The 23697-nt window shown below is 62.9% G+C and carries 21 protein-coding genes; 6 read left to right on the top strand and 15 right to left on the bottom strand.

Going from position 1 to position 23697, the window contains the following annotated elements; all coding sequences use genetic code 11:
* Positions 1 to 49 precede the first annotated feature (49 nt).
* Positions 50 to 865 (bottom strand): GntR family transcriptional regulator, encoded by an 816-nt coding sequence (locus J2S96_RS03050; RefSeq protein ID WP_306859721.1) that lies wholly within the window; start codon positions 863 to 865, stop codon positions 50 to 52.
* A 150-nt stretch (positions 866 to 1015) separates the two neighbouring features.
* On the opposite strand from J2S96_RS03050, the gene J2S96_RS03045 reads away from it, so the two are divergent.
* On the top strand, positions 1016 to 1309 hold the full coding sequence (locus J2S96_RS03045; RefSeq protein WP_306859718.1) for an HPr family phosphocarrier protein: 294 nt from the start codon (positions 1016 to 1018) through the stop codon (positions 1307 to 1309).
* Between the two features lie 110 nt (positions 1310 to 1419).
* Here the strand turns inward: J2S96_RS03045 and J2S96_RS03040 are convergent, their stop codons facing one another.
* The 5 genes from J2S96_RS03040 to J2S96_RS03020 all read right to left on the bottom strand — a co-directional run bounded on the left by J2S96_RS03040 (position 1420) and on the right by J2S96_RS03020 (position 6586).
* Complete coding sequence (locus tag J2S96_RS03040) at positions 1420 to 1821, bottom strand: cytochrome c oxidase subunit 4 (RefSeq protein WP_306859716.1); 402 nt, start codon at positions 1819 to 1821, stop codon at positions 1420 to 1422.
* The gene (ctaD, locus tag J2S96_RS03035; protein WP_306859714.1) at positions 1818 to 3536 is read right to left on the bottom strand and encodes an aa3-type cytochrome oxidase subunit I; all 1719 of its coding nucleotides are present in this window, start codon (positions 3534 to 3536) and stop codon (positions 1818 to 1820) included. Before ctaD ends, J2S96_RS03040 begins: the two co-directional genes overlap by 4 nt.
* A 10-nt stretch (positions 3537 to 3546) precedes the next feature.
* Positions 3547 to 4419, bottom strand: a complete 873-nt coding sequence (gene ctaC / locus J2S96_RS03030) for an aa3-type cytochrome oxidase subunit II (RefSeq protein WP_306859712.1) — start codon at positions 4417 to 4419, stop codon at positions 3547 to 3549.
* Positions 4420 to 4602: 183 nt separating this feature from the next.
* Positions 4603 to 4989, bottom strand: coding sequence for a HesB/IscA family protein (locus J2S96_RS03025; RefSeq protein WP_306859710.1), 387 nt, complete (start codon positions 4987 to 4989; stop codon positions 4603 to 4605).
* 169 nt (positions 4990 to 5158) lie between these two features.
* On the bottom strand, positions 5159 to 6586 hold the full coding sequence (locus J2S96_RS03020) for a dipeptidase (protein WP_306859708.1): 1428 nt from the start codon (positions 6584 to 6586) through the stop codon (positions 5159 to 5161).
* 121 nt (positions 6587 to 6707) lie between these two features.
* On the opposite strand from J2S96_RS03020, the gene J2S96_RS03015 reads away from it, so the two are divergent.
* Complete coding sequence (locus J2S96_RS03015) at positions 6708 to 7301, top strand: DUF3043 domain-containing protein (RefSeq protein WP_306859706.1); 594 nt, start codon at positions 6708 to 6710, stop codon at positions 7299 to 7301.
* 122 nt (positions 7302 to 7423) lie between these two features.
* On the opposite strand, the gene J2S96_RS03010 is transcribed toward J2S96_RS03015, so the two are convergent.
* Positions 7424 to 8491 carry a quinone-dependent dihydroorotate dehydrogenase gene (locus J2S96_RS03010; protein ID WP_306859704.1) on the bottom strand — a complete coding sequence of 356 codons (1068 nt, stop codon included), beginning with the start codon at positions 8489 to 8491 and terminating at the stop codon, positions 7424 to 7426.
* 68 nt (positions 8492 to 8559) lie between these two features.
* Here J2S96_RS03010 and J2S96_RS03005 point away from each other — a divergent pair, with 68 nt between their 5' ends.
* The 3 genes from J2S96_RS03005 to J2S96_RS02995 are packed head-to-tail and all read left to right on the top strand — an operon-like array spanning position 8560 to position 12368.
* Positions 8560 to 10242, top strand: a complete 1683-nt coding sequence (locus J2S96_RS03005) for an FAD-binding dehydrogenase (RefSeq protein ID WP_306859702.1) — start codon at positions 8560 to 8562, stop codon at positions 10240 to 10242.
* Positions 10243 to 10251: 9 nt separating this feature from the next.
* Entirely contained in the window at positions 10252 to 11301 is a 1050-nt protein-coding gene (locus tag J2S96_RS03000) for an alpha/beta hydrolase (RefSeq protein WP_306859700.1), read from the top strand.
* A complete protein-coding gene (locus tag J2S96_RS02995; protein WP_306859698.1) occupies positions 11298 to 12368 on the top strand; it encodes an alpha/beta hydrolase in 1071 nt (356 codons plus the stop codon). Before J2S96_RS03000 ends, J2S96_RS02995 begins: the two co-directional genes overlap by 4 nt.
* A gap of 40 nt (positions 12369 to 12408) precedes the next feature.
* On the opposite strand, the gene J2S96_RS02990 is transcribed toward J2S96_RS02995, so the two are convergent.
* From J2S96_RS02990 to leuA, 3 genes are all read right to left on the bottom strand, one after another.
* Positions 12409 to 13227, bottom strand: coding sequence for an isoprenyl transferase (locus tag J2S96_RS02990; protein ID WP_306859696.1), 819 nt, complete (start codon positions 13225 to 13227; stop codon positions 12409 to 12411).
* 1 nt (position 13228) lies between these two features.
* Complete coding sequence (gene recO / locus J2S96_RS02985) at positions 13229 to 13999, bottom strand: DNA repair protein RecO (protein WP_306859694.1); 771 nt, start codon at positions 13997 to 13999, stop codon at positions 13229 to 13231.
* Between the two features lie 68 nt (positions 14000 to 14067).
* Positions 14068 to 15807: a 2-isopropylmalate synthase gene (gene leuA / locus J2S96_RS02980; RefSeq protein WP_306859692.1), complete on the bottom strand. Its 1740-nt coding sequence runs from the start codon at positions 15805 to 15807 to the stop codon at positions 14068 to 14070.
* Positions 15808 to 16057: 250 nt separating this feature from the next.
* Here leuA and J2S96_RS02975 point away from each other — a divergent pair, with 250 nt between their 5' ends.
* Positions 16058 to 18010: a M13 family metallopeptidase gene (locus J2S96_RS02975; RefSeq protein WP_306859690.1), complete on the top strand. Its 1953-nt coding sequence runs from the start codon at positions 16058 to 16060 to the stop codon at positions 18008 to 18010.
* Positions 18011 to 18098: 88 nt separating this feature from the next.
* Here the strand turns inward: J2S96_RS02975 and J2S96_RS02970 are convergent, their stop codons facing one another.
* The 5 genes from J2S96_RS02970 to J2S96_RS02950 all read right to left on the bottom strand — a co-directional run bounded on the left by J2S96_RS02970 (position 18099) and on the right by J2S96_RS02950 (position 23571).
* Complete coding sequence (locus tag J2S96_RS02970) at positions 18099 to 19664, bottom strand: LCP family protein (RefSeq protein ID WP_306859688.1); 1566 nt, start codon at positions 19662 to 19664, stop codon at positions 18099 to 18101.
* Positions 19665 to 19738: 74 nt separating this feature from the next.
* Positions 19739 to 20701: a GTPase Era gene (gene era / locus J2S96_RS02965; RefSeq protein WP_306859686.1), complete on the bottom strand. Its 963-nt coding sequence runs from the start codon at positions 20699 to 20701 to the stop codon at positions 19739 to 19741.
* The gene (locus tag J2S96_RS02960; RefSeq protein WP_306859684.1) at positions 20685 to 22016 is read right to left on the bottom strand and encodes a hemolysin family protein; all 1332 of its coding nucleotides are present in this window, start codon (positions 22014 to 22016) and stop codon (positions 20685 to 20687) included. The genes era and J2S96_RS02960 overlap by 17 nt, the downstream gene beginning before the upstream one ends.
* Complete coding sequence (gene ybeY / locus J2S96_RS02955; protein WP_269992052.1) at positions 22013 to 22486, bottom strand: rRNA maturation RNase YbeY; 474 nt, start codon at positions 22484 to 22486, stop codon at positions 22013 to 22015. Before ybeY ends, J2S96_RS02960 begins: the two co-directional genes overlap by 4 nt.
* A complete protein-coding gene (locus J2S96_RS02950) occupies positions 22483 to 23571 on the bottom strand; it encodes a PhoH family protein (RefSeq protein ID WP_306859682.1) in 1089 nt (362 codons plus the stop codon). The genes ybeY and J2S96_RS02950 overlap by 4 nt, the downstream gene beginning before the upstream one ends.
* Positions 23572 to 23697 lie beyond the last annotated feature (126 nt).

Raw genomic sequence — 23697 nt, 5'->3', positions numbered from 1 at the left:
TTCTTTCGTTGTTCGGGCATCCGGCGGGCGGTTGCTGCGGTCCATTGAGCTAGTGGGTGCGGTACCCCGTGGATTGGCTCCGGGTGGACCGAACGCCTGGTCGCTGCAACGGAACCCACAATTTGTACCGGTCAGCGCGGTAGTAGGACACCGAGTAGTCCACCATGGCGCGGGCAACGAACGCGTGGCGCTGGATCTTGAGCAACGGAGTACCGACATCCACGTTCAACAGCCGCGCCGTCGATGGCGAAGCCGCCGTAGCTTCGATCATGTCCTCTCCCCACTCCATCACCAGTCCGTACTTCTCACTCAGCACGTTGTACAAGGACGTGGGAGGCGCCCCGTCCAAAAGGCCTGGGACGCGGTGGGCAGGGATGAAGTTCTCGTCCACGCTCATGGGTTCATTGTCTGCGAGCAGGAGCCTCCTGAAGCGGACCAAGGGCGTTCCCTCCTCGAGCTGGAGTTCCCGCGCCAGGAATGCACTCGCAGCAATTTGCTCAAAGCTCAGGACTTTGGCTGCCGGAACCATGCCACGGCGTTGCATTTCCTCGCTGTATGACGTGAGCTTCACTTGGAGGTCCAGCTTCGGTTTGCGGACGAAAGTTCCCAAGCCAACCACGCGTTCAATGACTTCCTCGCCGACGAGGGCATCAATGGCTTGCCGCACGGTCATCCTGGCAAGTCCGAAACGTTCAGAGAGGTCCCGCTCCGAGGGCAACGCCGCACCGGGTTTGCAGGACTCCGAGATGTAGCTTCGCAGGATCTCGCGCAGTTGAACGTAGATGGGAGTGCCACTTGTGCGGTCGATCTCCCCCGAGATACGTGCAGCTTCAGCAGGCACGGCGGTCTCCGGCAACGCAATCATTCATGAAACAAGCGTAGGCCAATCCGTCCGCAGGTCTAGACCAGCGGCTAGACCGGCGGTCCGCGGCCTATTGCCTTGGTGTGGCGGCGCTAGGCTTGTAGGGATCAAAATCGCAGTCGGCATCTGGCCGTCCGAGTCAAAGGAGCCGGTTTGCCCGAGCACAAAGCCATCGTCGCCGCAGAGATCGGCCTCCACGCGCGGGCTGCCGCCGTGTTCGTGCGGGCGGTGACGGCCACGGGTCTTCCGGTGACCATCCGCAAGCCCGGCCGGCGATCGGTGGATGCCCGGTCTTTGCTTGAGGTCATGACCGAAGACTTCGGCCATGGATGCGAAGTTGTTCTCTCAGTCGACGGAGAAGCGCTGCAAGCCGGCCGCACGCTGGATGAGGTCAATGATGCCTTGACCGCGCTTTCGGCCGTCCTGGAGGCCCTGGAAGGTCCCTGAGGGGCAATGCAGACATAAGCTGCGCGGGCATCTGGATACGACAACTGGGTACGACAACGACGGCGGGCCCAACCAATCGGTTGGGCCCGCCGTCGTCGTTCAAGTAACTGCTAGTGCGCGTGGTCTCCGCGGCTGTATTCGAACACCCAGCCGACCAAGGCTACGACAGCCAGGCCGGCAGCGACGAAGGTGATCCAGAAGCCCACGGCCAGGCCGAGGAACCCAGCGGCACAAGCCAAGCCGAGAACCAGCGGCCACCAGCTCCAGGGGCTGAAATGTCCCTGCTCGCCGGCACCTTCGTGGATCTCAGCGTCCGGACGGTCTTCCGGACGCATGCCGACGCGCTTGCCAGTGAAACCGAGATAAGCGCCGATCATGCCGGCGAGGCCGCCTACGAGGAGGATGCCGAGGGTTCCGACCCACTCCTCCCAGTTGTTAAGGAAGCCATAAATCACCGCCACCGGTACGAAGAAGAAAGTACCCGCTCCAAAAATCCAGGATTCGATTTTCATTTCACGTCCTTCTGGTCAGCGTTGCCGAGCAGTGTTGCGACCGGCTCGGGGCCCGGGGTCGTGTGGTGCTGAGCAAGTTCCGGGTGGTGGAGGTCCAAAGCGGGACGTTCGGAGCGGATGCGGGGCAGGGAGGTGAAGTTGTGCCGCGGCGGCGGGCAGGATGTAGCCCACTCGAGCGAGGCGCCGAAGCCCCAAGGATCGTCCACTTCCACCTTCTTGTTGCTGCGCCACGTGATGTAGACGTTCCAGAAGAACGGCAGCAGTGAGGCGCCGAGCACGAAGGACGAAATCGTGGAGAACTGGTTCATCCAGGTGAAGTTGTCCTGGGGCAGGTAGTCCGCGTACCGGCGGGGCATGCCCTCGACGCCGAGCCAGTGCTGGATCAGGAAGGTGCCGTGGAAACCCAGGAACAGGAGCCAGAAGTGGATCTTGCCGAGGCGTTCGTTGAGCATCTTGCCTGTCCACTTGGGCCACCAGAAGTAGAAGCCTGCGAACATCGCGAATACCACGGTGCCGAAGACCACGTAGTGGAAGTGAGCCACCACGAAGTAGGAGTCCGAGACGTGGAAGTCCAGCGGAGGGGAGGCCAGGATGATGCCGGTCAGGCCGCCGAAGAGGAACGTGACCAGGAAGCCGATGCTCCACAGCATCGGGGTTTCGAAGGTGATCGAGCCCTGCCACAGGGTGCCGATCCAGTTGAAGAACTTCACGCCGGTGGGAACCGCGATCAGCATCGTCATGAACGAGAAGAAGGGCAGCAGCACCGAGCCTGTGACATACATGTGGTGCGCCCAGACGGTCACCGAAAGGGCGGCGATGGCGATGGTCGCGTAGACCAGGCCCTTGTACCCGAAGATCGGCTTGCGGCTGAAGACCGGGAAAATCTCAGAGACGATGCCGAAGAACGGCAGCGCGATGATGTACACCTCGGGGTGGCCGAAGAACCAGAACAAGTGCTGCCACAAGACAGCTCCGCCATTTTCCGGATCGAAGATGTGGGCACCGAAGCGGCGGTCCGCGCCCAGCGCGAACAGGGCGGCAGCAAGGGGCGGGAATGCCATCAGGACCAGGATCGCCGTCACCAGGGTGTTCCAGGTAAAGATCGGCATCCGCCACATCGTCATGCCGGGAGCCCGCATGCAGATGATCGTGGTGATGAAGTTGACCGCACCCAGGATCGTTCCGAAACCGGACAACGCGAGCCCGAAGACCCAAAGGTCGCCACCGACGCCCGGGGTGAACGTCGTGTCAGACAACGGCGCGTAGGCGAACCAGCCAAAGGACGCGGCACCTTGCGGGGTGATGAAGCCGGACACGGCGATGGTGGAGCCGAAAAGGAAGAACCAGAAGGCCAGCGCGTTCAGCCGCGGGAAGGCGACGTCGGGGGCGCCGATCTGCAGCGGCATGACGACGTTCGCGAAGCCGGCGAAGAGCGGCGTCGCGAACATGAGCAACATCACCGTGCCGTGCATCGTGAAGAGCTGGTTGTACTGTTCTTTGGTCTGCAGGATCTGCATGCCCGGCTCGAAGAGCTCCGCACGCATCAGCAGCGCCATAACGCCGCCCAGGCAGAAGAACACAAAGGACGCGATCAGGTACATGTACCCGATGGTCTTGTGGTCCGTGGAGGTGATCCAGTTGACGACAATACGTCCCTTGGATTTCGGTACTACGGGAGCCTCGAGGACTCCGGGTGATTGAGTATAAGTAGCCACGTCGCGTCCCTTAATTCTTAGCGTTCAGGTTCGGGTTGCGGTCGTACTTCGAGTCGAGAAGACCGGTGTTGCCGCTCTGGCGAAGCTGATCCATGTGTGCCTGGAACTCGGCTTCGGAAACGACCTTCACACGGAACAACATCTCTGAGTGGTATTCACCGCAAAGTTCGGCGCACTTGCCGTCAAAGGTGCCCTCCTTGGTGGGGGTCAACCTGATGTAGTTGGTCTTGCCGGGGATCACGTCGCGCTTCTGCAGGAAGGCCGGAACCCAGAAAGAGTGGATGACGTCGCGGGAGTTCAGTTCAAAGTCAATTGATTTGTTGACAGGAAGATACAGCGTAGGCAGCTGGTTCAAGTCAATCGCTTCGCCCGTGAGGTGCGCCTGGACGCCGGCTTCGTGGACGTCATCCTTGATGACCGAGCCCTTGACGTAGTTGAAGTCCCAAGCCCACTGCTTACCTACCACGTCAATGGTCACGTCGGCGGGCTTGGAGCGGTCATCAATCGCCTGCTGGTCCTGGTTGGTGAAGTAGAAGAACACCAGCACCATGAACAGCGGGATGGTCAAATAAAAGACCTCCAGGGGGAGGTTGTAGCTAAGCTGCTTCGGAAAACCCGTGGTGCCCTTGCGGCGCCTGTAGGCGATGATGCACCAGACCAGCAAGCCCCAAGTGATAATGCCGACTGCGAGGGCGGCGATCCATGAGTTGACCCAGAGGTCCATGATCCGATCGGTGTTGCTGGTTGTGCCACGTTCCGTGGGCAACCAGCCTTTTTCTACCTCTGGTGAACATCCGGTCAAAACCAACGCGCCGGCTAGTGCCAAGCCAGTGATCGAGGTGATCTTTATGCGTCGGCTGCCGGTTCGGTTCTGCGAACTCACAGACGGCCCTTCCTCTTGTTGCTGCAGCCCGGCAGGCGGAAAGCCCACCGGGCACACTAAAGTTTTACTACCCGATGTAGAGCTTACCGCTACCAAGCGGTTTTCGCCGACATGCTGGCCCAGTGCGTCGGGACGGTTTCAACCCGTTCCTGAACTGGGGCAACATGTCGGCGGACGCCCCGTTTAGTGGAACGAATCGCCGCAGGCGCAAGAGCCGCCGGCGTTGGGGTTGTCGATGGTGAAGCCCTGCTTGGAGATCGTGTCTTCGAAGTCGATGCTCGCACCGCTCAGGTAAGGCACGCTCATTTTGTCGACAACCACTTCGACGCCGTCGTAATCGCGGACTGCATCGCCGTCGAGCAAGCGCTCGTCGAAGTAGAGCTGATAGATCAGGCCCGAGCAGCCGCCCGGCTGAACAGCGACGCGGAGCCGCAGGTCCGTGCGACCCTCTTGTTCGAGAAGGCTCCGGACTTTACCTGCGGCGACGTCGGTCAACTGGACCTCGTGCTCAGGAAGCTCGCCGCCTGCGAGCTGCGTTCCGGTGCTGTTTTCGTTGGTTGCAGTGCTCATTGGCCTACCTTCTTATGACGCTCTTGGCGGCTGCGCCTTCGCGCTGCCTGCCCTTACCCAAATACGTGCGGGCTATAGCTACATGCTACGTCTAGCCAGCGCATAGCTATAACTTCTAACGTAACCGCCGGGAGCGTTACCTTGTTCCCCGGTCGATGCACGTGCGGGATCAGAGGCCTTCCGCGTTAAGCCGGGCCAACATCAGTGCCTCAGCGAGCACCGCGTTGCGGAAGTCCCCGATGTGAAGGGATTCGTTGGCGCTGTGGGCTCGTGAGTCCGGGTCCTCGACGCCGGTCACCAGGATCTGGACATCGGGATAGGTCTCCGTCAGATCCGCGATGAACGGTATGGATCCACCGATCCCCATCTCGACGGCGGGAACTCCCCAGGCTTCGCCCAGCGCCCACATCGCGATGCGGGCCGCGGCCGATCCTGTATCGGTGGAGAAAGCGTTGCCCCGCTCCCCCGGCACAAACGTCACCTTCGCTCCGAAAGGCGCGTTCGCCTCCAGGTGCCGTCCTACTGCATCCATGGCGGCATCGGGATCTTGCCCGGGCGCCAAGCGCAGGCTGAACTTTGCCCGCGCAACCGGGAGCAGCGTGTTGGATGCGACGTCGACGGCGGGTGCGTCGATGCCGATGATGGACAAGGCAGGCTTGGTCCAGAGCCTTGAGGCGATGCTTCCGCTGCCTGCGAGCCGTACGCCCTCGAGCACCGAGGCGTCGGCGCGGTACTGTTCCTCGTCCACGTCCTCTACTACGTCGTCGCGGGCTACCAGGCCCTCGATGGCCACGTTGCCGTCGTCGTCGTGGAGGGTGGCGATCAGGCGGGACAGGAGGGTAGGCGCATCCAGTACGGGACCACCGAACATGCCGGAGTGCACGGCGTGATCCAGGACCCGCACTTCGAAGGTGCCGTCCACCAGGCCCCGGAGACTGGTAGTCAGGGCGGGAACGCCGACCTTCCAGTTGCTTGAATCCGCCACCACGATGACGTTCGCTTCGAGGAGCTCGCGGTGTGTTTCGAGGAAAGTGCGGAACGTGGGAGAGCCCGCTTCTTCTTCGCCCTCGAAGAACAAGGTAACCCCAAGACCGAAGTCGTCTCCGAGTACCTGGGTCACGGCCGCATAGGAAGCCAGGTGGGCCATGATTCCGGCTTTGTCGTCGGCAGCGCCGCGGCCATAGAGGCGGCCTTCGCGTTCCTCGGCGACAAAGGGCTCGGTGTCCCACAAGGCCGGATCGCCCGGAGGCTGCACATCGTGGTGCGCGTAAAGGAGGATGGTCGGTTTGCTCGGGGCGGCAACGCGCCGCGCAACGATGGCCGGACCTCCCGGCGTCCCATCGGCCTTGTCGCAGCGCAGGATCTGCACGTCGCCGAAGCCCGACTCGCGGACGAGCGCCGCTACGGCCTCCGCGCTTCGCTCCAATTCTGCCGGGTCGAAGCTGGGCCAGGCGATCCCGGGGATGGCGACCAAGGCTTTAAGGCGAGCCATGGTCTGGTCGAAAGAAGCGTCGATCGAGGACTTGAGCGCATCAACATTGATTGTGCTGGAGCCGCCGGAAAAGGTCTGCGGGATCTCCGCATTCATTGAAGTCATGGCGAAAACACTACCGCCGTGAGTGGTACTGGGGAACCCGACCGGCCCGCGCGGCGGGTTCATTCGGTGGGCGGGCGGTCACGTCGGCTTTCGCGGGGTTCCTGCGGGGTATTCTGTATTGGTGTTTGGACGTAAAAAGGATGAGCTGAGCGCTCAAGACCCAGTAGACCAGCTTGCAGCCGATCCCGCCGTGAAGGGCGCTGGCAAGGGCGCGCCCACGCCCAAGCGCAAGGAGCAGGAAGCGGCCCGCAAGCGCCCCCTCGTGCCGACGGACCGCAAGGCTTCGAAAGAAGCTGAGCGCATCGCCGTGCAGGACCAGCGCATGAAGATGCGCCAGGCCTTGGATACGGGGGATGAAAAGTACCTGCCGCTGCGGGACAAGGGACCCCAGAAGCGTTTTGCGCGCGACTTTGTCGATGCCCGCTTCAGCCTGGGTGAGTACTTGATGTTCGGTGCCCTGCTGTTTGTGGTCATCTCCTTCGTCATTCCTTCAGGAAGCAACATCCTCAGCTACGTGTTGATCGGCTTCTGGGTCATGTTCCTCGCGGTCTTCGTGGATGTGTTCGTCCTTTCCCGCAAGTTGCGCAAGGGCCTGGCGCAGAAGTTCGGCGACGTCGAACGCGGAACCGTCTGGTACGGCAGCATGCGTTCCCTGCAATTCCGTCGCCTGCGCCTTCCGAAGCCGCAGGTGCAGCGGGGCCAGTACCCCGCTTAAGGTCCCGGATCGCCAAGGACCCGAGTCCTACCAAACAAAAGACCCTACGAACCAAAAAGACCCTGGAACAGCTGTTCCAGGGTCTTTTTGTTTGCCCGTGCTTGGTAGGCCAGGCCACCTGCCTAGCGGCGACGCTTCGCGAGGGCTTTGTTGATGCCTGCGGCCCAGAACGGACCTTCGTAGAGGAACGCTGTATATCCCTGCACGAGGGTCGCGCCGGCGTCGAGCCGCTCCTGGACATCGGCCGCCGACTGCACCCCGCCAACGGCAATGAGCACGAGGCCCTCCCCCACCGCGGCCTTCAGACGGCGCAATACCGCGAGCGAACGCTCCTTGAGCGGGGCGCCGGAGAGTCCGCCAGGGCCGCACGCGTCCACCTTGCCCGGATCGGAAACCAAGCCTTCCCGGCCGATGGTGGTGTTGGTGGCAATGATGCCGTCGAGCTTGAGGTCCAGGGCCAGGCGGGCGACGTCGTCCACGTCTTCGTCGCTCAGATCCGGTGCGATCTTGACGAGCAGCGGCACATGGCGCCCGGCGGACTCGTCCGCCGCGTCACCGACAGCGCGCAGGAGGGGGCGAAGCGTTTCGACGTTCTGGAGCAGGCGCAGTCCCGGTGTGTTGGGCGAGCTGACATTGACCACCAGGTAGTCGGCGGCGGGTGCCAGGCTGCGGGCGCTCACCAAATAGTCCTCAACTGCGTCGTCGAGCTCGACGAGCTTGGTCTTGCCGATGTTGACTCCGATGACGGGACGGACGCCCGGATGTGTTCGCTGCAGCGCCGCCCGTGCAGCCTTGAGCCGCGGGGCCACGGCAGCTGCGCCGTCGTTGTTGAAGCCCATGCGGTTGATCACGGCCTTGTCCTCGATCAGGCGGAAAAGCCGTGGCTTCTCGTTGCCGGGCTGCGCTTGGCCGGTGATCGTGCCTACTTCCACGTGGCCGAAGCCCAGTTCGGCGAGGGCTTCGATTCCGTGGCCTTCTTTGTCGAAGCCCGCCGCAAGGCCAAACGGCGACGGGAACGTCAGCCCGAAAGCCTCCGTGCGCAAGGAGGGGTGTGGGGCCGTGATTTTGGCAAGAACGCGTCCTGCGCCTGAGCGGTGTGCAAAACGGATTGCCTGGAATCCGATCTTGTGGGCCTTTTCGGCATCCATCCAGGAGAAGGCCAACTTGAAGAATGTGGGATAAACGCGCATGACCCTAGTTTTCCGGTTTACGGGTCGCGTACCAAACCAAGGCAGTTACCGGGCGGTAGCATGTACGAATGCCGAGCAATGCGCGTGATGGAGTTCACTCCCAGGCAACCATTGAAGCTGATGTCGTCGTCGTTGGGGCAGGACTGTCGGGGCTGGTCGCCGCCGCCCAGGCCTATGCCCACGGCAAACGGGTGGCCGTCCTGGACCAGGAACCCCCCGTTTCCGTGGGCGGCCAGGCGCACTGGTCTTTTGGCGGCTTGTTCCTAGTCGACTCTCCCGAGCAGCGGAGGCTGGGTGTCAAGGACAGCCCTGAGCTTGCCTTGAACGACTGGCTGGCGTCGGCGGGCTTTGACCGGTCGGAGGACTCCTGGGCGCGGCGCTGGGCGGAAGCCTATGTGGATTTTGCCGCCGGCGAGAAGCGACGGTGGCTGAGCGCCCTTGGCATCCGGATCTTTCCCTTGGTTCAGTGGGCCGAACGGGGCGGCTATGGTCCGCAAGGCCACGGCAACACTGTCCCGCGGTTCCACGTCACGTGGGGCACGGGACCCGGCGTCGTGCAACCGTTCCTGGCGAAGGTCAACGAGGGCGTGGCCCGCGGAAGGATAGCGTTCCACTTCCGGCATCGCGCCAGCCACATGACGACGACGGCGGGCCGCGTCACCGGGGTCGGCGGCGAGATCCTTGAGGCGTCCGGAGCCGGACGCGGCGAAGCGTCCTCGAGGACCGCCGTCGGGCGCTTTGAGGCGTCAGCGGGAGCGATCATCGTGACCACCGGCGGAATCGGCGGGAACCACGCCATGGTGCGGAGGCAATGGCCCGGCGGTAACGCGCCGGAGCACCTGCTGAGCGGCGTGCCCGCATCCGTTGACGGCGGGTTCCTCGCTGCCGCCGGAGCCGCCGGCGGAAAGCTCATCAATGGCGACCGTATGTGGCACTACCCTGAAGGCATCCACAACCACTCCCCTGTATGGCCGTCGCACGGGATCCGCATACTGCCTGGTCCGTCCGCGCTGTGGATTGACGCGACGGGTCGGCAGTTGCCGGCTCCGCTGTTTCCTGGCTTCGACTCGCTGGGCGCCCTGAGGCATATCCTGGCGAGCGGACATGGACATTCGTGGTTCGTGTGCAACCGCACCATCGCCCTGAAGGAGTTCGCCCTCTCAGGATCGGAACAGAACCCGGACCTCACGGGCAAGGACATCAGGCTCCTCGCCTCCAGGCTCAATCCCGGCGGCGATTCCCCATTGCGGATCTTCCTGGACCACGGCGTGGACTTCCTGCAAGCGGCAACAGCCACCGAGCTCGCCGGGAAAATGAACTCCCTGACAGGCTCAGCCCTGATAGATCCGGGCCTGCTCGATTCACTCGTCCAGGACCGGGACCGGCAAGTGGCGAGCGGGCTGGGCAAGGATCCCCAGCTGGCCGCGATCCGGGCGGCCCGGCGATTCGCCACCGACAAGATCATGCGGGTGGCTCCTCCACACCGGCTCACCGACCCGCAACACGGCCCGCTCGTGGCTGTCCGGCTCTCTGTCCTGACACGCAAGAGCCTCGGCGGACTTCAAACGGACCTTCGTTCACGCGTCCTGGGGGTTTCCGGAGATCCAGTCCCGGGACTATACGCGGCAGGAGAGGCTGCCGGTTTCGGCGGGGGAGGAATCCACGGCTACCGGGCATTGGAAGGAACGTTCCTCGGTGGTTGCCTGTTCTCCGGACGTGCGGCCGGGCGCGATGCTGCGGCGAGTGTCTAAGCTGTTCCCATGGAGTGGCAGACCGATATCCTCGGTGCGGACTTCGAAAGTTGCGCATTCGAGGCGGCCGGACCTGATGGAGTCGTCCGGCGGGCAACGCTGGTCCGTCATGTCCCGCGTGAGCTCCCCGGCAACAGCGACGGCGGCTTCCTTCGGCCGGCCAACCGCTCGGTCCTGTTCCTCCACGGATGGAGCGACTACTTTTTCAACGTTGCCCTGGCGGAGTTTTGGACGGCTCAAGGCTTCCGTTTCTACGCCTTGGACATGCACAACCACGGCCGCAGCCTGCAAGCGGATAGCCCTGGCGGTTACGTGGAGCACCTGGATGACTATGACGCCGAAATAGGCAAGGCCATCGATACGATCCGTTCCGCGGATCAGCCTGGCCGGGAGCCCGGCTCGTTGACGCTCATGGGACATTCCACCGGAGGCCTCGTGGCCGCCTTGTGGGCCAGCAGCCACCCTGGCTCTGTGCAATACCTCGTACTCAATAGCCCGTGGCTGGAAATGCACGGAAGTTCCATGGTCCGCCGCGCCGCACAGGCCATGGTGAAGCCGCTCGCACGGTTCCGGCCTACGACAATCCTGCGCCTGCCCGAACGGGGATTCTATTACCGCAGCATCAGCAGCTCGGCCGAAGGCGAATGGGTCCTCGACGACAGATACCGGCCGCCTTTGGCCTTTCCCATGCGGGCCGGCTGGCTCAGTGCGGTCCTCAGCGGCCACACGAGGGTGGCCCGCGGGCTGAGAATAGACATCCCGATCCTTGTCTTGATATCCGGAGCGAGTGCCAACGGCATGGTCTGGCAGGAGTCCATGCGGCATTCGGACGCCGTCCTGGACGTCAACACCATGGCCGTCCGTGCCATGACCCTTGGCCGGACCGTCACCCTGGAACGGGTGGATGGCGGCCTCCACGACGTTTTCCTGTCCGCCGGTCCAGTGCGTGCCGATGCCTACGACAGGCTTGCCCGTTGGATTCACGGGTATATCACCTATGGGTCACGGACGGAACGTCAGCAAGGCCGCGCGGGCGGACAAGCCGGGGAAGCGCCATGACGACGGAACTGGGGTTGCCCGTCTGGCAACAGGACTTCCTGGGCGGTGGTTTCGAGGCCTTGGAGCTCGAACTCCCACCGGACGAAGAGGGACCGGTCTGTGCCACCCTTGTCAGGCACGTGCGCCCGGTGGCCGCACTGTCGGTGCCGCACGGGCTTCTGGATGCCTTGACGGGGTTCACCCGCCGGCGCCGGCGGGACATTCCCGTCACCGAAGGGCCACCGAGGGTGGTGCTGTATCTCCACGGTTGGGCCGACTACTTCATGCAGACGGAACTAGCCGAATTCCTGGCCGCCTCAGGGCTCCATTTCTATGCCCTTGACCTGCGCAAGTTCGGGCGGAGCCTGCGGCCCGGCCAGACTCCCGGCTATACCACCGACCTGTCGGTCTATGACGAAGACCTCGACTCCGCCCTGCTCGCCATCCGGCGGGACGTCGCCGAGCTGACTGGCAGCGCGGAGGCCCCGACCATCCACCTCCTGGCCCATTCGCTGGGCGGCCTGATCGCGGCGCTCTGGGCTGACCGCAATCCCGGCCGCATTGCCACGCTCACATTGAATTCTCCGTGGCTGGAGCTCCAGGGAAGCAGCCTGATCCGCAGCATCGCGATGCACGTCGTCGAGCCGTTTGCACGCACCGACCCGAAGCGGCCCTTCCGTTTCCCGGAGATGCCGGCCTACTGGGAAAGCGTGAGCGACGTCGCCCACGGCGAGTGGACCCTTGATCCGGAATGGAGGCCGCGGGCTTCCTTCCCGATACGTGCCGGGTGGACAAAGGCAGTCCTGGCGGGCCACGCCGCCGTCGAACGCAAACTCGATATCGACGCTCCGGTTCTGGTGCTGCTTTCCGGCCGGACCCGGATCCAGGCCGAGTGGACCGCGGAGCTTATGCGCGTCGACGCCGTGATCGACGTCGAGCAGACGGCCCGGCGGGCCTTGGGACTCGGGCGCCGCACAGCGGTATTCCGGTATCCGGGCGCGCTCCACGATGTCTTCCTGTCACGGCGTACCGTGCGGCAGCAGGCCTACCGGGACGTCGCCATCTGGCTTGCTTCCTACCCTGATTAGGCGCTTTCGCAGCACGCTCGTGCCAAATCGGTGACTGCGGTCACCGGGATGCCGCAGCGTCAACCGCGCCTCCGTAGCGGCGGTCCCTTTTCGCGTAGATCTCGACGGCGTCCCACAAGGTCCTGCGGTCGACATCGGGCCACAGTGTGTCCATGAAGACGAACTCCGCGTAGGCGGATTGCCACAAGAGAAAGTTTGAGAGCCGCTGCTCACCGGAGCTTCGCAGAAACAGGTCCACATCCGGAAGGTCCGGTTCATCGAGGTACCTCTGGATGGTCTTCTCCGTGACGGAGCCGGGCTTCAGGGCACCATCAGCAACATCTTGGGCAATAGCGGCCACAGCATCGGCAATTTCAGCGCGGCCGCCGTAGTTGACGCACATGGTCAAGGTGCAGGTGTCGTTGCCGCGCGTGAATTCCTCCGCTGCCTCCAGCTCCTTGATGACGGAACCCCACAGCTTGGGCCGCCGTCCTGCCCAGCGGATCCGCACGCCCCATTCGTCGAGCTGGTTGCGCTGTCGACGTAGTACGTCCTTGTTAAATCCCATGAGGAAGCGGACTTCTTCAGGGGAACGGCGCCAGTTTTCGGTGGAGAAAGCGTAGACACTGACGTACTTGATGCCCAGTTCGATCGCGCCCGCCATCACGTCCAGCAGGGCAGGCTCCCCGGCCTTGTGACCCTCGATGCGCGGCAAGCCGCGTTGGTTCGCCCAGCGGCCGTTGCCGTCCATGACGATGGCCACGTGCCGCGGCACCAATTCGGCAGGGATGGCTGGCGGCCGGGCGCCTGATGGATGTGGGTAGGGGGCACTCACCGGGGTGGACCGCGTCGTTGTCGCCTTGTTTTTTCCGAGTGCCACGTCAGGTTCTCTCCACATGTTTGAGGGACTTCAATGCTCGTTCAAGATGCCATTGCAGGTAACTCGCCACCAAACCGGCGGCCTCGCGGCGATTCGCTGTCTCGGACGCATCCGCAGCGACCCAGTCCCCCGTCAGCAGCGCGCCCAGCAAAACGACGGTCTCGGGAGCGGGCGCAGGCGATCCAGGAGGGCGGCAGTCGTGGCAGACCATTCCGCCCAAGGGAGCGGAGAAAGCCGAGTGGGGGCCTGTTGCCCCGCAGCGGGCGCAATCCGTGAAACTGGGCGCCCAGCCGCCGGTTGCCAAAGCGCGGAGCAGGTAGGAGTCAAGAATGAGTTCCGGCGGGTGGTCGGAACGGCTCAATGCGGCAAGAGCCCCGACCAGGAGGTTGTATTGGGCCGTTCCCGAATCGGCGTCGGCGTCTGTCAGTTTTTCTGCCGTTTCCGTCATGGCAGCGGCGACGGTGTACCGGGAGTAATCTGCTGCGATGGGGCCCCCGTAGGCTCCCTTGGCGACGGCCTGGGTGACGATGTCCAGGGTACGGCCGGAGACCAATTGCAGGTCAGCCACCATGAACGGCTCCAGGCGGGCACCAAAGCGGCTACTGGTACGCCGTACGCCCTTGGCAACGGCCCGTACTTGGCCATGGTGTTTTGTCAGCAAAGTGATGATGCGGTCCGCTTCGCCGAGCTTGTGGGTGCGCAGCACCACGGCATCGTCCCGGTAGGAGCGCGCTGCGAACGACGAAGGATTGGCCACAGTTAATCTTCGCACTACACCGGGCCTTCTCGGTTCCGGCGAAGCCGTGCGGCGCCGTGTTGGAGGCACCGCACGGCAAATGGCTATGCCCGGACCGCCCTGATGGCACGGTTCACTGCAGAGATGACTGCCTTGAGTGCCGCGGTGCTTGTGTTGGGATCGATGCCGACGCCCCAAAGGACGCGCTCACCAACGGCGCATTCCACATATGCTGCGGCGGAGGCGCTGCCACCTTCGGAAAGCGCATGTTCCGTGTAGTCCAGGACGCGTACATCCACTCCGTCTTGACGCAGGATGTCCAGCATGGCGGCGATCGGTCCGTTGCCCGTTCCGGTTCGCTGGACCACCGTGCCGTCAACGCGCAGGGCCGCATGCAGGGTAAGGTCTCCGGACTCCTCGGTTTCGGTGCGGATGGAACCCAGCGAATAGCGTCCCCACTGCCCGTCGGCAGTGCTGGACGGCAGGTACTCGTCCTGGAACATCGCCCACAGCTGGGCACCGCTGACTTCACCGCCCACGGTGTCGGTGCGGTGCTGGATGACGCCGGAGAATTCGATTTGTGCCCGGCGCGGCAGGTCCAGGCTGTGCTCGTTCTTGAGCAAGTAGGCCACACCACCCTTGCCGGACTGGGAGTTGACGCGGATGACGGCCTCGTAGCTGCGGCCTAGGTCCTTGGGATCGATTGGCAGGTACGGCACCTGCCACGTGAACTCGTCCACGGCCTTGCCTGCAGCGGCAGCGTCCTTTTCGAGGGCTTCGAAACCCTTCTTGATGGCGTCCTGGTGCGAACCGGAGAACGCAGTGAACACCAGATCGCCGCCATACGGTGAACGTTCGGGGACGGGCAACTGGTTGCAGTACTCAACGGTCCGACGGACTTCGTCGATGTCCGAGAAGTCGATCATCGGATCGACTCCTTGGACGAACATGTTCAGGCCCAGGGTGACCAGGTCAACGTTGCCCGTACGTTCGCCGTTGCCGAACAAGCAGCCTTCGATGCGGTCGGCGCCGGCGAGGTAGCCCAGCTCTGCGGCAGCAACGCCCGTGCCCCGGTCGTTGTGTGGGTGGAGGGAAATGATGATGCCGTCACGGGGATGCAGGTTCCGGTGCATCCACTCGATGGAATCCGCGTAGACGTTGGGCGTGGCCATTTCCACTGTGGCCGGCAGATTGATGATGACCTGCTTGTCCGCTGATGCTTCGAAGACGTCGGCGATCGCGTTGCACACCCGAGCTGCGTACTCAAGCTCCGTGCCGGTGAAGGACTCCGGGGAGTACTCGTACGTGATGTGGGTGTCCGTGAGGGTCTCCTCGTACTTCTTGCACAAGCGGGCACCTTGGAGGGCGATGTCCAGGATGCCGTCCTCGTCCTGGTTGAACACGACCCGTCGCTGCAGGACCGAGGTGGAGTTGTACAGGTGGACGATGGCCTGCTTGGCTCCTACGAGCGATTCGTAGGTGCGCTCGATCAGGTGTTCACGTGCCTGGGTCAGGACCTGGATGGAGACGTCATCCGGAATGTGGCCGCCCTCGATGAGCTGGCGTACGAAGTCGAAGTCGGTCTGCGAAGCTGAGGGGAAGCCGACCTCGATTTCCTTGTAGCCCATTTTTACCAGCAGCTGGAACATCTTCAGCTTGCGCGCCGGGCTCATGGGGTCGATCAGGGCTTGGTTGCCGTCCCGCAAGTCCACTGCGCACCAGCGCGGAGCCTTGGTGATGACCTTGTCCGGCCAGGTGCGGTCCGGCAGCTCGACGTTTATCAATTCCTGGAACGGCAGGTACCGGTGAACGGGCATTCCCGAGGGCTTTTGTGCGTTGCGCATGACTTGGGCCTTTTCTCTTAATCTTTGATGGAAGATTGGCCGGGCATAGCTAACTCCGCAGCGAGGGTTGGCCTAGCGAATGATCGCCTTCGAGGCCCCGCCGCGGCAGCTAAGGAGAAGCATTCCTGCACGCACCATTTGAGAGTAACACGGGTGCGTATGATGACAATGCAATACCAGAAGCAACGTCCACTATGCAGACACGGGAGCGGTGGTGAGCCGGTTCCGCCCGTCGTCCGAAGGAGTTCTTGTGCCACAGTCGGGGATCACACTGTCCAACATCGATGAAAGCGTTCGGCCGCAGGACGACCTTTACCAGCACGTCAATGGGGCGTGGCTGAAGTCGACGGTCATCCCTGATGACCGACCGCTGGAGGGAACGTTCACCGCGTTGCGGGATGGCGCCGAACTTGCAGTCAAAGCGATCATCGAGGAAGCTGCGGCAAAGGGTGAGGGCGCGAGCGGCATCGAACGCAAGGTGGGCGGGCTCTACAACAGCTTCATGGACGAGGAAGCCATCGAGGCCAAAGGCATGGAACCTATCCGCGGCCGCCTCGCGGAGGTCTTTGCCACGGCTTCGCCGGCCGAAGTGGTTGCCCTGACCGGGAGGCTGTTCCGCTCGGATGTATCCGGCCTCTTCTCCATCTACCCCGCTCCCGACGCCGGGAACCCGGACCGGGTCCTGTTGTACATCGGCCAGGGCGGCCTGGGCCTTCCCGACGAGTCGTATTACCGGGAGGAGAAGTTCGAAGCGATCGTTAGCGCATATGCGAAATACGTCGCCAAGCTCTTCGGACTGGCAGGGATTCCCGACGCGGACGGTGCCGCCGCGCGCGTTGTCGCCTTTGAAAAAGCCCTTGCCTCGCACCATTGGGACAACGTCACCCTCCGCGATCCGCAGAAAACCTACAACCTCAAGTCCGTGGAAGAGTGCCGTGACCTGTTCCCGTACCTTGACGCCTGGTTCGAGTCCGCCCGGGTTGAGGAAGCCAAATTCACCGAGCTGGTGGTAAGTACGCCCGATTTCTTTACCGGCGCCGCCGCCCTGGTCGGGTCCGAGTCGCTTGCCGTGTGGCAGGAATGGTTGGCGCTGCGTGTGCTCAACGCTGCCGCTCCCTATCTCTCCTCGGAGTTCGTTGACGCGAACTTCGATTTCTACGGCACCACCCTCAGCGGCACGCCACAGAACAAGGACCGCTGGAAGCGCGGGGTCGCCGTCGTCGAAGCAGCCCTTGGCGAGGCCGTTGGCCAAATCTATGTGGAGCGCCACTTCCCCGAAGGTTACAAGGCCAGGATGCAGACGCTGGTCGCCAAACTGATCGAGGCTTACCGGGAGAGCATCACGGCGCTCGACTGGATGGGCGAGGACACCAAGGCTGAAGCCTTGAAAAAGCTGGAGGCCTTCCGGCCCAAGATTGGTTTCCCGGACAAGTGGATCGACTATTCGGCCGTCGAGATCGACCCGAGTGACCTTTTGGGGAACGTCGAGCGCGCGCACAACGCCGACGTCGACCGTCACCTGGACGAAGTCGGCAAGCCGGTCGACCTCGACAAGTGGCTGATGACTCCGCAAACAGTCAATGCGTACTACCACCCGATGCTGAACGAGATTGTCTTCCCGGCCGCGATCCTGCAACCGCCCTTCTTTACGGCGGAGGCCGACGACGCCGTCAACTACGGAGGCATCGGCGCCATCATCGGCCATGAGATCGGCCACGGCTTCGATGACCAAGGCTCCCAGTTCGACGGAAGCGGAGCGCTTCGGAACTGGTGGACGGAGGAGGACCGCAAGGCCTTCGAAGGGCTGACGGCCAAGCTCGTGGCCCAATTCGACGCCTTGGCCCCCTATGCGGCTCCTGAGCACAAGGTCAACGGGAAGCTCACGCTCGGCGAGAACATCGGCGATCTGGGCGGCCTGACCATCGCCTACAAGGCTTACCTCCTGAGCCTTGACGGTGCGGAACCGCCTGTCCTCGACGGCCTGACAGGCCAGCAGCGCTTCTTCATGTCGTGGGCTGCCGGATGGCGCCAGGTCATCCGTCCTGAGGAAGCCATCCGGCGCGTCGCTACGGACCCACACTCCCCCAACGAGTTCCGGACCAATGCCATCGCCAAGAACCTGGACTCGTTCCAAGAGGCGTTTGCGGTGGAAGCCGGGGATGGAATGTGGCTGTCGCCGGAGGACCGCGTCAGCATCTGGTAGCCGGCGCCACTCAACGGAAGGGAGCGGTTATCACCATGCAATCCGCTGATGACCGCTCCCTTCGCTATGTCCTCGGTGGTGCCCAACGCTACCTGGTGACGAGTGCCGGGTTGACCGCCTGGCATTTCACGTCACCTGCGGTCTGCTTGACGACATTCGAGGGTACGGAGGCTACTCCGTACTTGGTCCCGGAATCGAAGTCGCTGCCGAGATAGACCTGGACTCCGACCAGACCCTGGGAGGGTTCTACTTGCGAGGCCGGGATCCCCAGGAGGTTCGCGATATCCGAAGCGACGTCGGCGTAGCCGGCCCCGTAATAGACAGCGGTCTTGGGTGTGGCGGCCGCAAGGAAGTGTGAAGCTTTCGTGAATCCGCCGTCACGCAGGGTGGCGGCGATTTCCTGGCCGCGGGATGCGATGCCTGTACCGTCGGCAACCGTCACTTGCTGAAGGGCCTTGTCGTACGCGGGAACGGCGGGAGCGCTCGGCGTCGTCGCGGGGCTGCTGGGTTGTGCACCTGTTGCCGCAGGCGAAGCGCTGGCTGTAGCCCCCGGGGTGGTCAGGTCCAGGTTCGCGCGCATGGCCGCGAACAACTGGGAAGCCTGTGGTTGAACCAATTGGAGCCTGTTGGGATCGACGGCGGCGGGCTCGGTGGGAACCGAAACGAACGCGACCTTGGACAAGTCGACGTCCTTGAGGCGGCTCCCGATAGTCAGGAGCGACTGTACGGACGCCAGGCCGTCATCGACGGTCAGGTTCTTTGTCACGGCATCTGCGATGGACAGGAGGCTTTGCGGATTGCCCAGGGTGCCGTCGGACTTGATCTTCCGGGTCAGCGAGGAGAGGAAGCCCTGCTGCGCCTGGATGCGGCCGAGGTCGCTTCCATCGCCAAAGCCGTGGCGGGTGCGGAGGAAGGACAAAGCCTGCTCCCCCTGGACAGTTGATGTCCCCTTGGGAAGGCGGAGCCCGGAGTCAGGATCGAACACAGCATCGCTCACGCAGACGCTGACGCCGCCCACGGCATTGGACAGTTCCTTGACCGCGTTGAAGTCGGCCATCATGAAGTGATCGATTTGCAGTCCAGTGAGTTTGTTTACTGTGTCTACGGCGCAACCGATCCCCGCCTCTGCCATGGCCGAGTTGATCATGACGTTGGAATGGGGTTGATACAGGGTATTCGTTTTGGGATCAGTGCATGCCGGGACATCCACGAGGAGATCGCGGGGAATGCTGGTGAGGCTCACCCTTTTGTTGTCCGCCGAAATGTCAAGGAGCATCATGACATCCGACTGGCCGTAGCCGGTGGAATCCTGCGTCGAACCGTATTCGGAGTTCTTACCGTCCCGGGTATCCGACCCGAGGATGAGGATCTGCAGACGGTCCGTAGCATCGTTCGCAACGGCCTCGGTCCTGGGAGCGCCTGCCGACAAAGGCGCTTTGCTGATGTTCGACTGCAGGCGGACAACCCAGTAAGCGGCGAAAGCGATACCGCCGACCATCAGCAGGGACACCGTCACGGCAGTGACCTTGAGCCAGAGCGGGAGGCCCTTCGGAGCATTCATGTGGCGGGGGGTGCCGGGCGTTTCCCCGTGGCGTGCAGCGCCGCGGCCACCAATGGTGCCGGGCTCCTGTACGCGTGCATCGCGACGTCGCACGACTCGCTAGACCTTTCCTCGGAAAATGGGATTCGGACCATCTTAAGGTCCCAATCTGGGAAATTCCCCGGCGGCTAGAATCCCAGCTTTACGAGTTGCTTCGGATCGCGCTGCCAGTCCTTCGCCACTTTCACGTGCAAGTCGAGGTAGATCTTGGTTCCCAGGAGTGCCTCTATGCCCTTGCGGGCGTTCGTTCCGACCTCGCGCAGCCGGCTCCCGGCCTTGCCGATGATGATGGCCTTCTGGGACGGGCGCTCAACGTATAGATTGACCCGGACGTCGAGGAGCGGGTTGTCTTCCGAGCGGCCTTCGCGGGGCAGGATTTCCTCCACCACCACGGCGAGGGAGTGCGGAAGCTCGTCGCGTACGCCTTCCAAAGCTGCTTCCCGGATAAGTTCTGCGACCATGACCGCCTCCGGTTCATCGGTGAGCTCGCCGTCCGGGTAGAGGGGCGGAGAAGGAGGCATGTGGCTGATGAGCACGTCGGCGACAGTATTGACTTGGAAGCCGTCGGCCGCGGACACCGGGACGATATCAGCCCAGCCTTTTTCGCCGAGGACTTCGCGGCCCAATTCGGCTACAGCCAGGAGCTGCTCGGTCAAGGCCTGGCGGTCCACCAAGTCGGTCTTGGTGACCAGGGCGATGACGGGCTTGCGTCCGACGGCGGCGAGCTGGGCCGCGATGTACCTGTCTCCCGGTCCGATCTTCTCGTTGGCGGGCAGGCAAAACCCAATGGCATCCACTTCGGAGAGGGTGTCAGCGACGAGATCGTTGAGCCTCTTCCCAAGGAGGGTGCGCGGGCGGTGCAGGCCCGGAGTGTCGACGAGGATCAGTTGGGCATCGTCACGATGAACGATGCCGCGGATGGTGTGCCTCGTGGTTTGCGGCTTTGCCGACGTGATGGCAACCTTCTGCCCCACCAAAGCGTTGGTGAGGGTGGACTTGCCGGCATTGGGACGGCCCACTAGAACAGAGAAACCTGCGTGAAAGCCGCCGAAGTCCTGATCGGCGTCGAACTTCTTATTGTGCTTGCTCACGTGGAACTCCCTGTTGCGTTGTGTCGGCCTCGTCGAGAAGGTCTCCAAGGTCAGTTTCTTCTTTTGGAATGGCTGCCGCAATGATATGGCTGACCCGGTTTCGCCGGCCTTCCAGCCTATCGGCTTTCAAGGAGATCCCATCCACCTCCACCGCGCTTCCGACGATCGGCACTTTGCCGAGGGTCTTGGCAAGGAGCCCGCCCACTGTGTCCACTTCGTCGTCGTCGAGGTCAATGTCGAAAAGTTCGCCGAGGTCGTCGATGCTCATCCGTGAACTGACCCGGTACGTGCCATCGCCCAAGTCGGTGACCTCCGCATCGTTGGAGTCGTATTCATCGACGATCTCCCCCACGATTTCCTCAATGAGGTCTTCCAGCGTCACGAGTCCTGCAGTTCCGCCGTATTCGTCAATGACTACAGCGACGTGCGTGGTTTCTTGCTGAAGCTCGCTGAGGAGGTCGCTTACCGGCTTTGATTCAGGAACGAAACGCGCCTCGCGGGCGATCGCATCAATGTCCTGGCGCACTGACGGCTGTTCCGGGCGGTGCAATGCGGCGGCGACGTCCTTCAAATAGAGGATCCCGCGGATCTGGTCAGCGTTCTCGCCGATAACGGGGATTCTTGAGTACCCGGAACGCAGGAACAGGGCCATGGCCTGCTCCAGGCTCGATCCGGACTCGATGCTCACAATGTCCGTTCGAGGGACCATGACCGAGCGGACCAGGGTATCGCCGAAGTCGAAGACCGACTGGATGAGTTCGGCCTCGCTGTCCTCGATCATGTCGGATTCCGTGGCCCTGTCGACGAGTTCACGGAACTCTTCCTCGCTGAAGAAAGCTTCATCCCCGCTGGGCGCGCCCGGGGCCACCGTGCTGCCGATTGCAACGAGCCAGCCGGGAATGGGTCCCAGGATCCAGCATAGGAACCTGATGAGCGGGGCCGAGTAGAGAACCACGCTGCCTGAGTGGGCGCGTCCGAGCTGACGGGGCGAAACGCCCACCAAGACAAAACCAATGACGGCCATGATGCCCGTCGCAGCCAAACCGGCAAGCCAGACGTTCTCGAGGAGGCTATGCATGACGACGGCGACGGCCACTGCTGCGGCCATCTCGAACCAGACCCGCCAGAAGCGCAGCGCGCGAATGTGCGCGACTGGCTGGGCGAGGATACTGCGAAGCGAATTCCCCCGGCTCTTGACGATGGCTTGCTCGGCGTCGTGCCGCGGCAGGAAGGCGAAGGCAGCCTCCGCGGCGGTGAGCAGCGCGACGAAACTGAGGAAAACCAACGCCATCCCGACCAGGATGAGTGAGGTCACTGCATGGTCTCCAAGGGAGCATCCTTGCCGAGGAATGCGGACAGCAGCTCACGCTGCAGGCCGAACATCTCTTCCTTTTCTTCCGGCTCGGCGTGGTCGAAACCGAGGAGGTGGAGGATTCCGTGGGTGCAGAGCAGGAGCATTTCATCCTGGGTTGAATGACCGGCATTGCGGGCCTGTACCTCGGCCACTTGCGGGCAGATGGCGATGTCGCCCAGCATGCCCTGCGGGGTCGGCTTGCCTGGCGTGCCCGGCGTCAACTCATCCATCGGGACGGACAGGACATCGGTAGCGCCGGGTTCGTCCATGAGCTCGATGTGGAGCTTTTCCATGGCTGGTTCATCCACCAGCAGGATGGAAAGTTCAGCCTGGGGGTGGATGTAGAGCCGCTCGAAGATGAAGCGTGAAAGTGTCACCAATTGTGCCTCGTCCACCTGGACGCCGGACTCGTTGTTGACCTCGATGCTCATCGGTGTTCTCCCCGTTTGTCGTGGATGGGCGTGTGCTGGGCACGCACCCTGTGCTTTTCATCCCATTTGCTGTAGGCGGACACAATATCGGCGACGAGCCGGTGCCTGACGACGTCGGAAGCGTCCAACATCGTGAAGTTCACGTCCTCGATCCCGCTGAGGATCTCCTGGACGATGCGCAGCCCGGAGGTGGCACCGAAGGGCAGATCCACTTGGGTGATATCCCCCGTGACAACCATCTTGGAGCCGAATCCCAGGCGGGTCAGGAACATCTTCATCTGTTCGGCGGTGGTGTTCTGGGCCTCATCGAGAATGATGAACGCATCGTTGAGCGTGCGCCCGCGCATGTATGCAAGCGGTGCCACCTCGATGGTCCCGGCAGCCATGAGCCGCGGGATCGATTCCGGGTCCATCATGTCGTGCAAGGCGTCGTACAAGGGACGCAGGTATGGATCGATCTTGTCGCTTAGCGTTCCCGGCAGGAATCCGAGACGCTCCCCTGCCTCGACGGCTGGCCTCGTGAGGATGATGCGGCTGACTTCCTTGAGCTGCAGTGCCTGAACGGCTTTTGCCATCGCCAAGTACGTCTTGCCGGTGCCCGCAGGTCCGATCCCGAAGATGACCGTGTTGTCGTCAATGGCGTCGACATAGTTTTTCTGGTTCAGCGTTTTGGGTCGGATGGTGCGCCCGCGGCTCGAAAGGATGTTGTGGGTCAGGACTTCCACTGGGTTTTGCAGGGTTTGGCTCCGCAACAGGGAAACCAGCTGCTGGAGCACCTCCGGGGTGATGACCGTCCCCTTGACCACCAAGGCGCGGACTTCTTCCAAAAGCCGCATGATCCGGGGAACGTCGCTCGATGGCCCGCTGAAGGAGAGCTCGTTGCCGCGCACATGAAAGTCGACGCCGGGGAACTGTGCCTCGATGTAGCGCAAGGCCTCATCATGGCTGCCGAGGGTCTGAACCATCTGATCCGAGTCGTCGAAGATGACAACTTCCGTCCGGGCGCCCGGGACTGAGTGCGGGAACTCGGCCGGACCTGTCTCAACGCTGCCGGCCTTGGGCCGCCCGTTCAATGATTCTGTCATAGTGCTGGCCTTGCGGCCTGTGCTCCTCCGGCTTGGTTATGTCCTTCGACTTTCTCCGAGGTCCGTTGCTGGATAGGCGCAAGATCGCGGGCCTCGGATTGCTTTCAATCCTACGCCAGCCATTGT

This window comes from Arthrobacter bambusae (assembly GCF_030812595.1).
Classification (GTDB): domain Bacteria; phylum Actinomycetota; class Actinomycetes; order Actinomycetales; family Micrococcaceae; genus Arthrobacter; species Arthrobacter bambusae_B.
The sequence above is the reverse complement of the archived record's forward strand: the minus strand, read 5'-3'. Positions and strand labels throughout refer to the sequence as shown.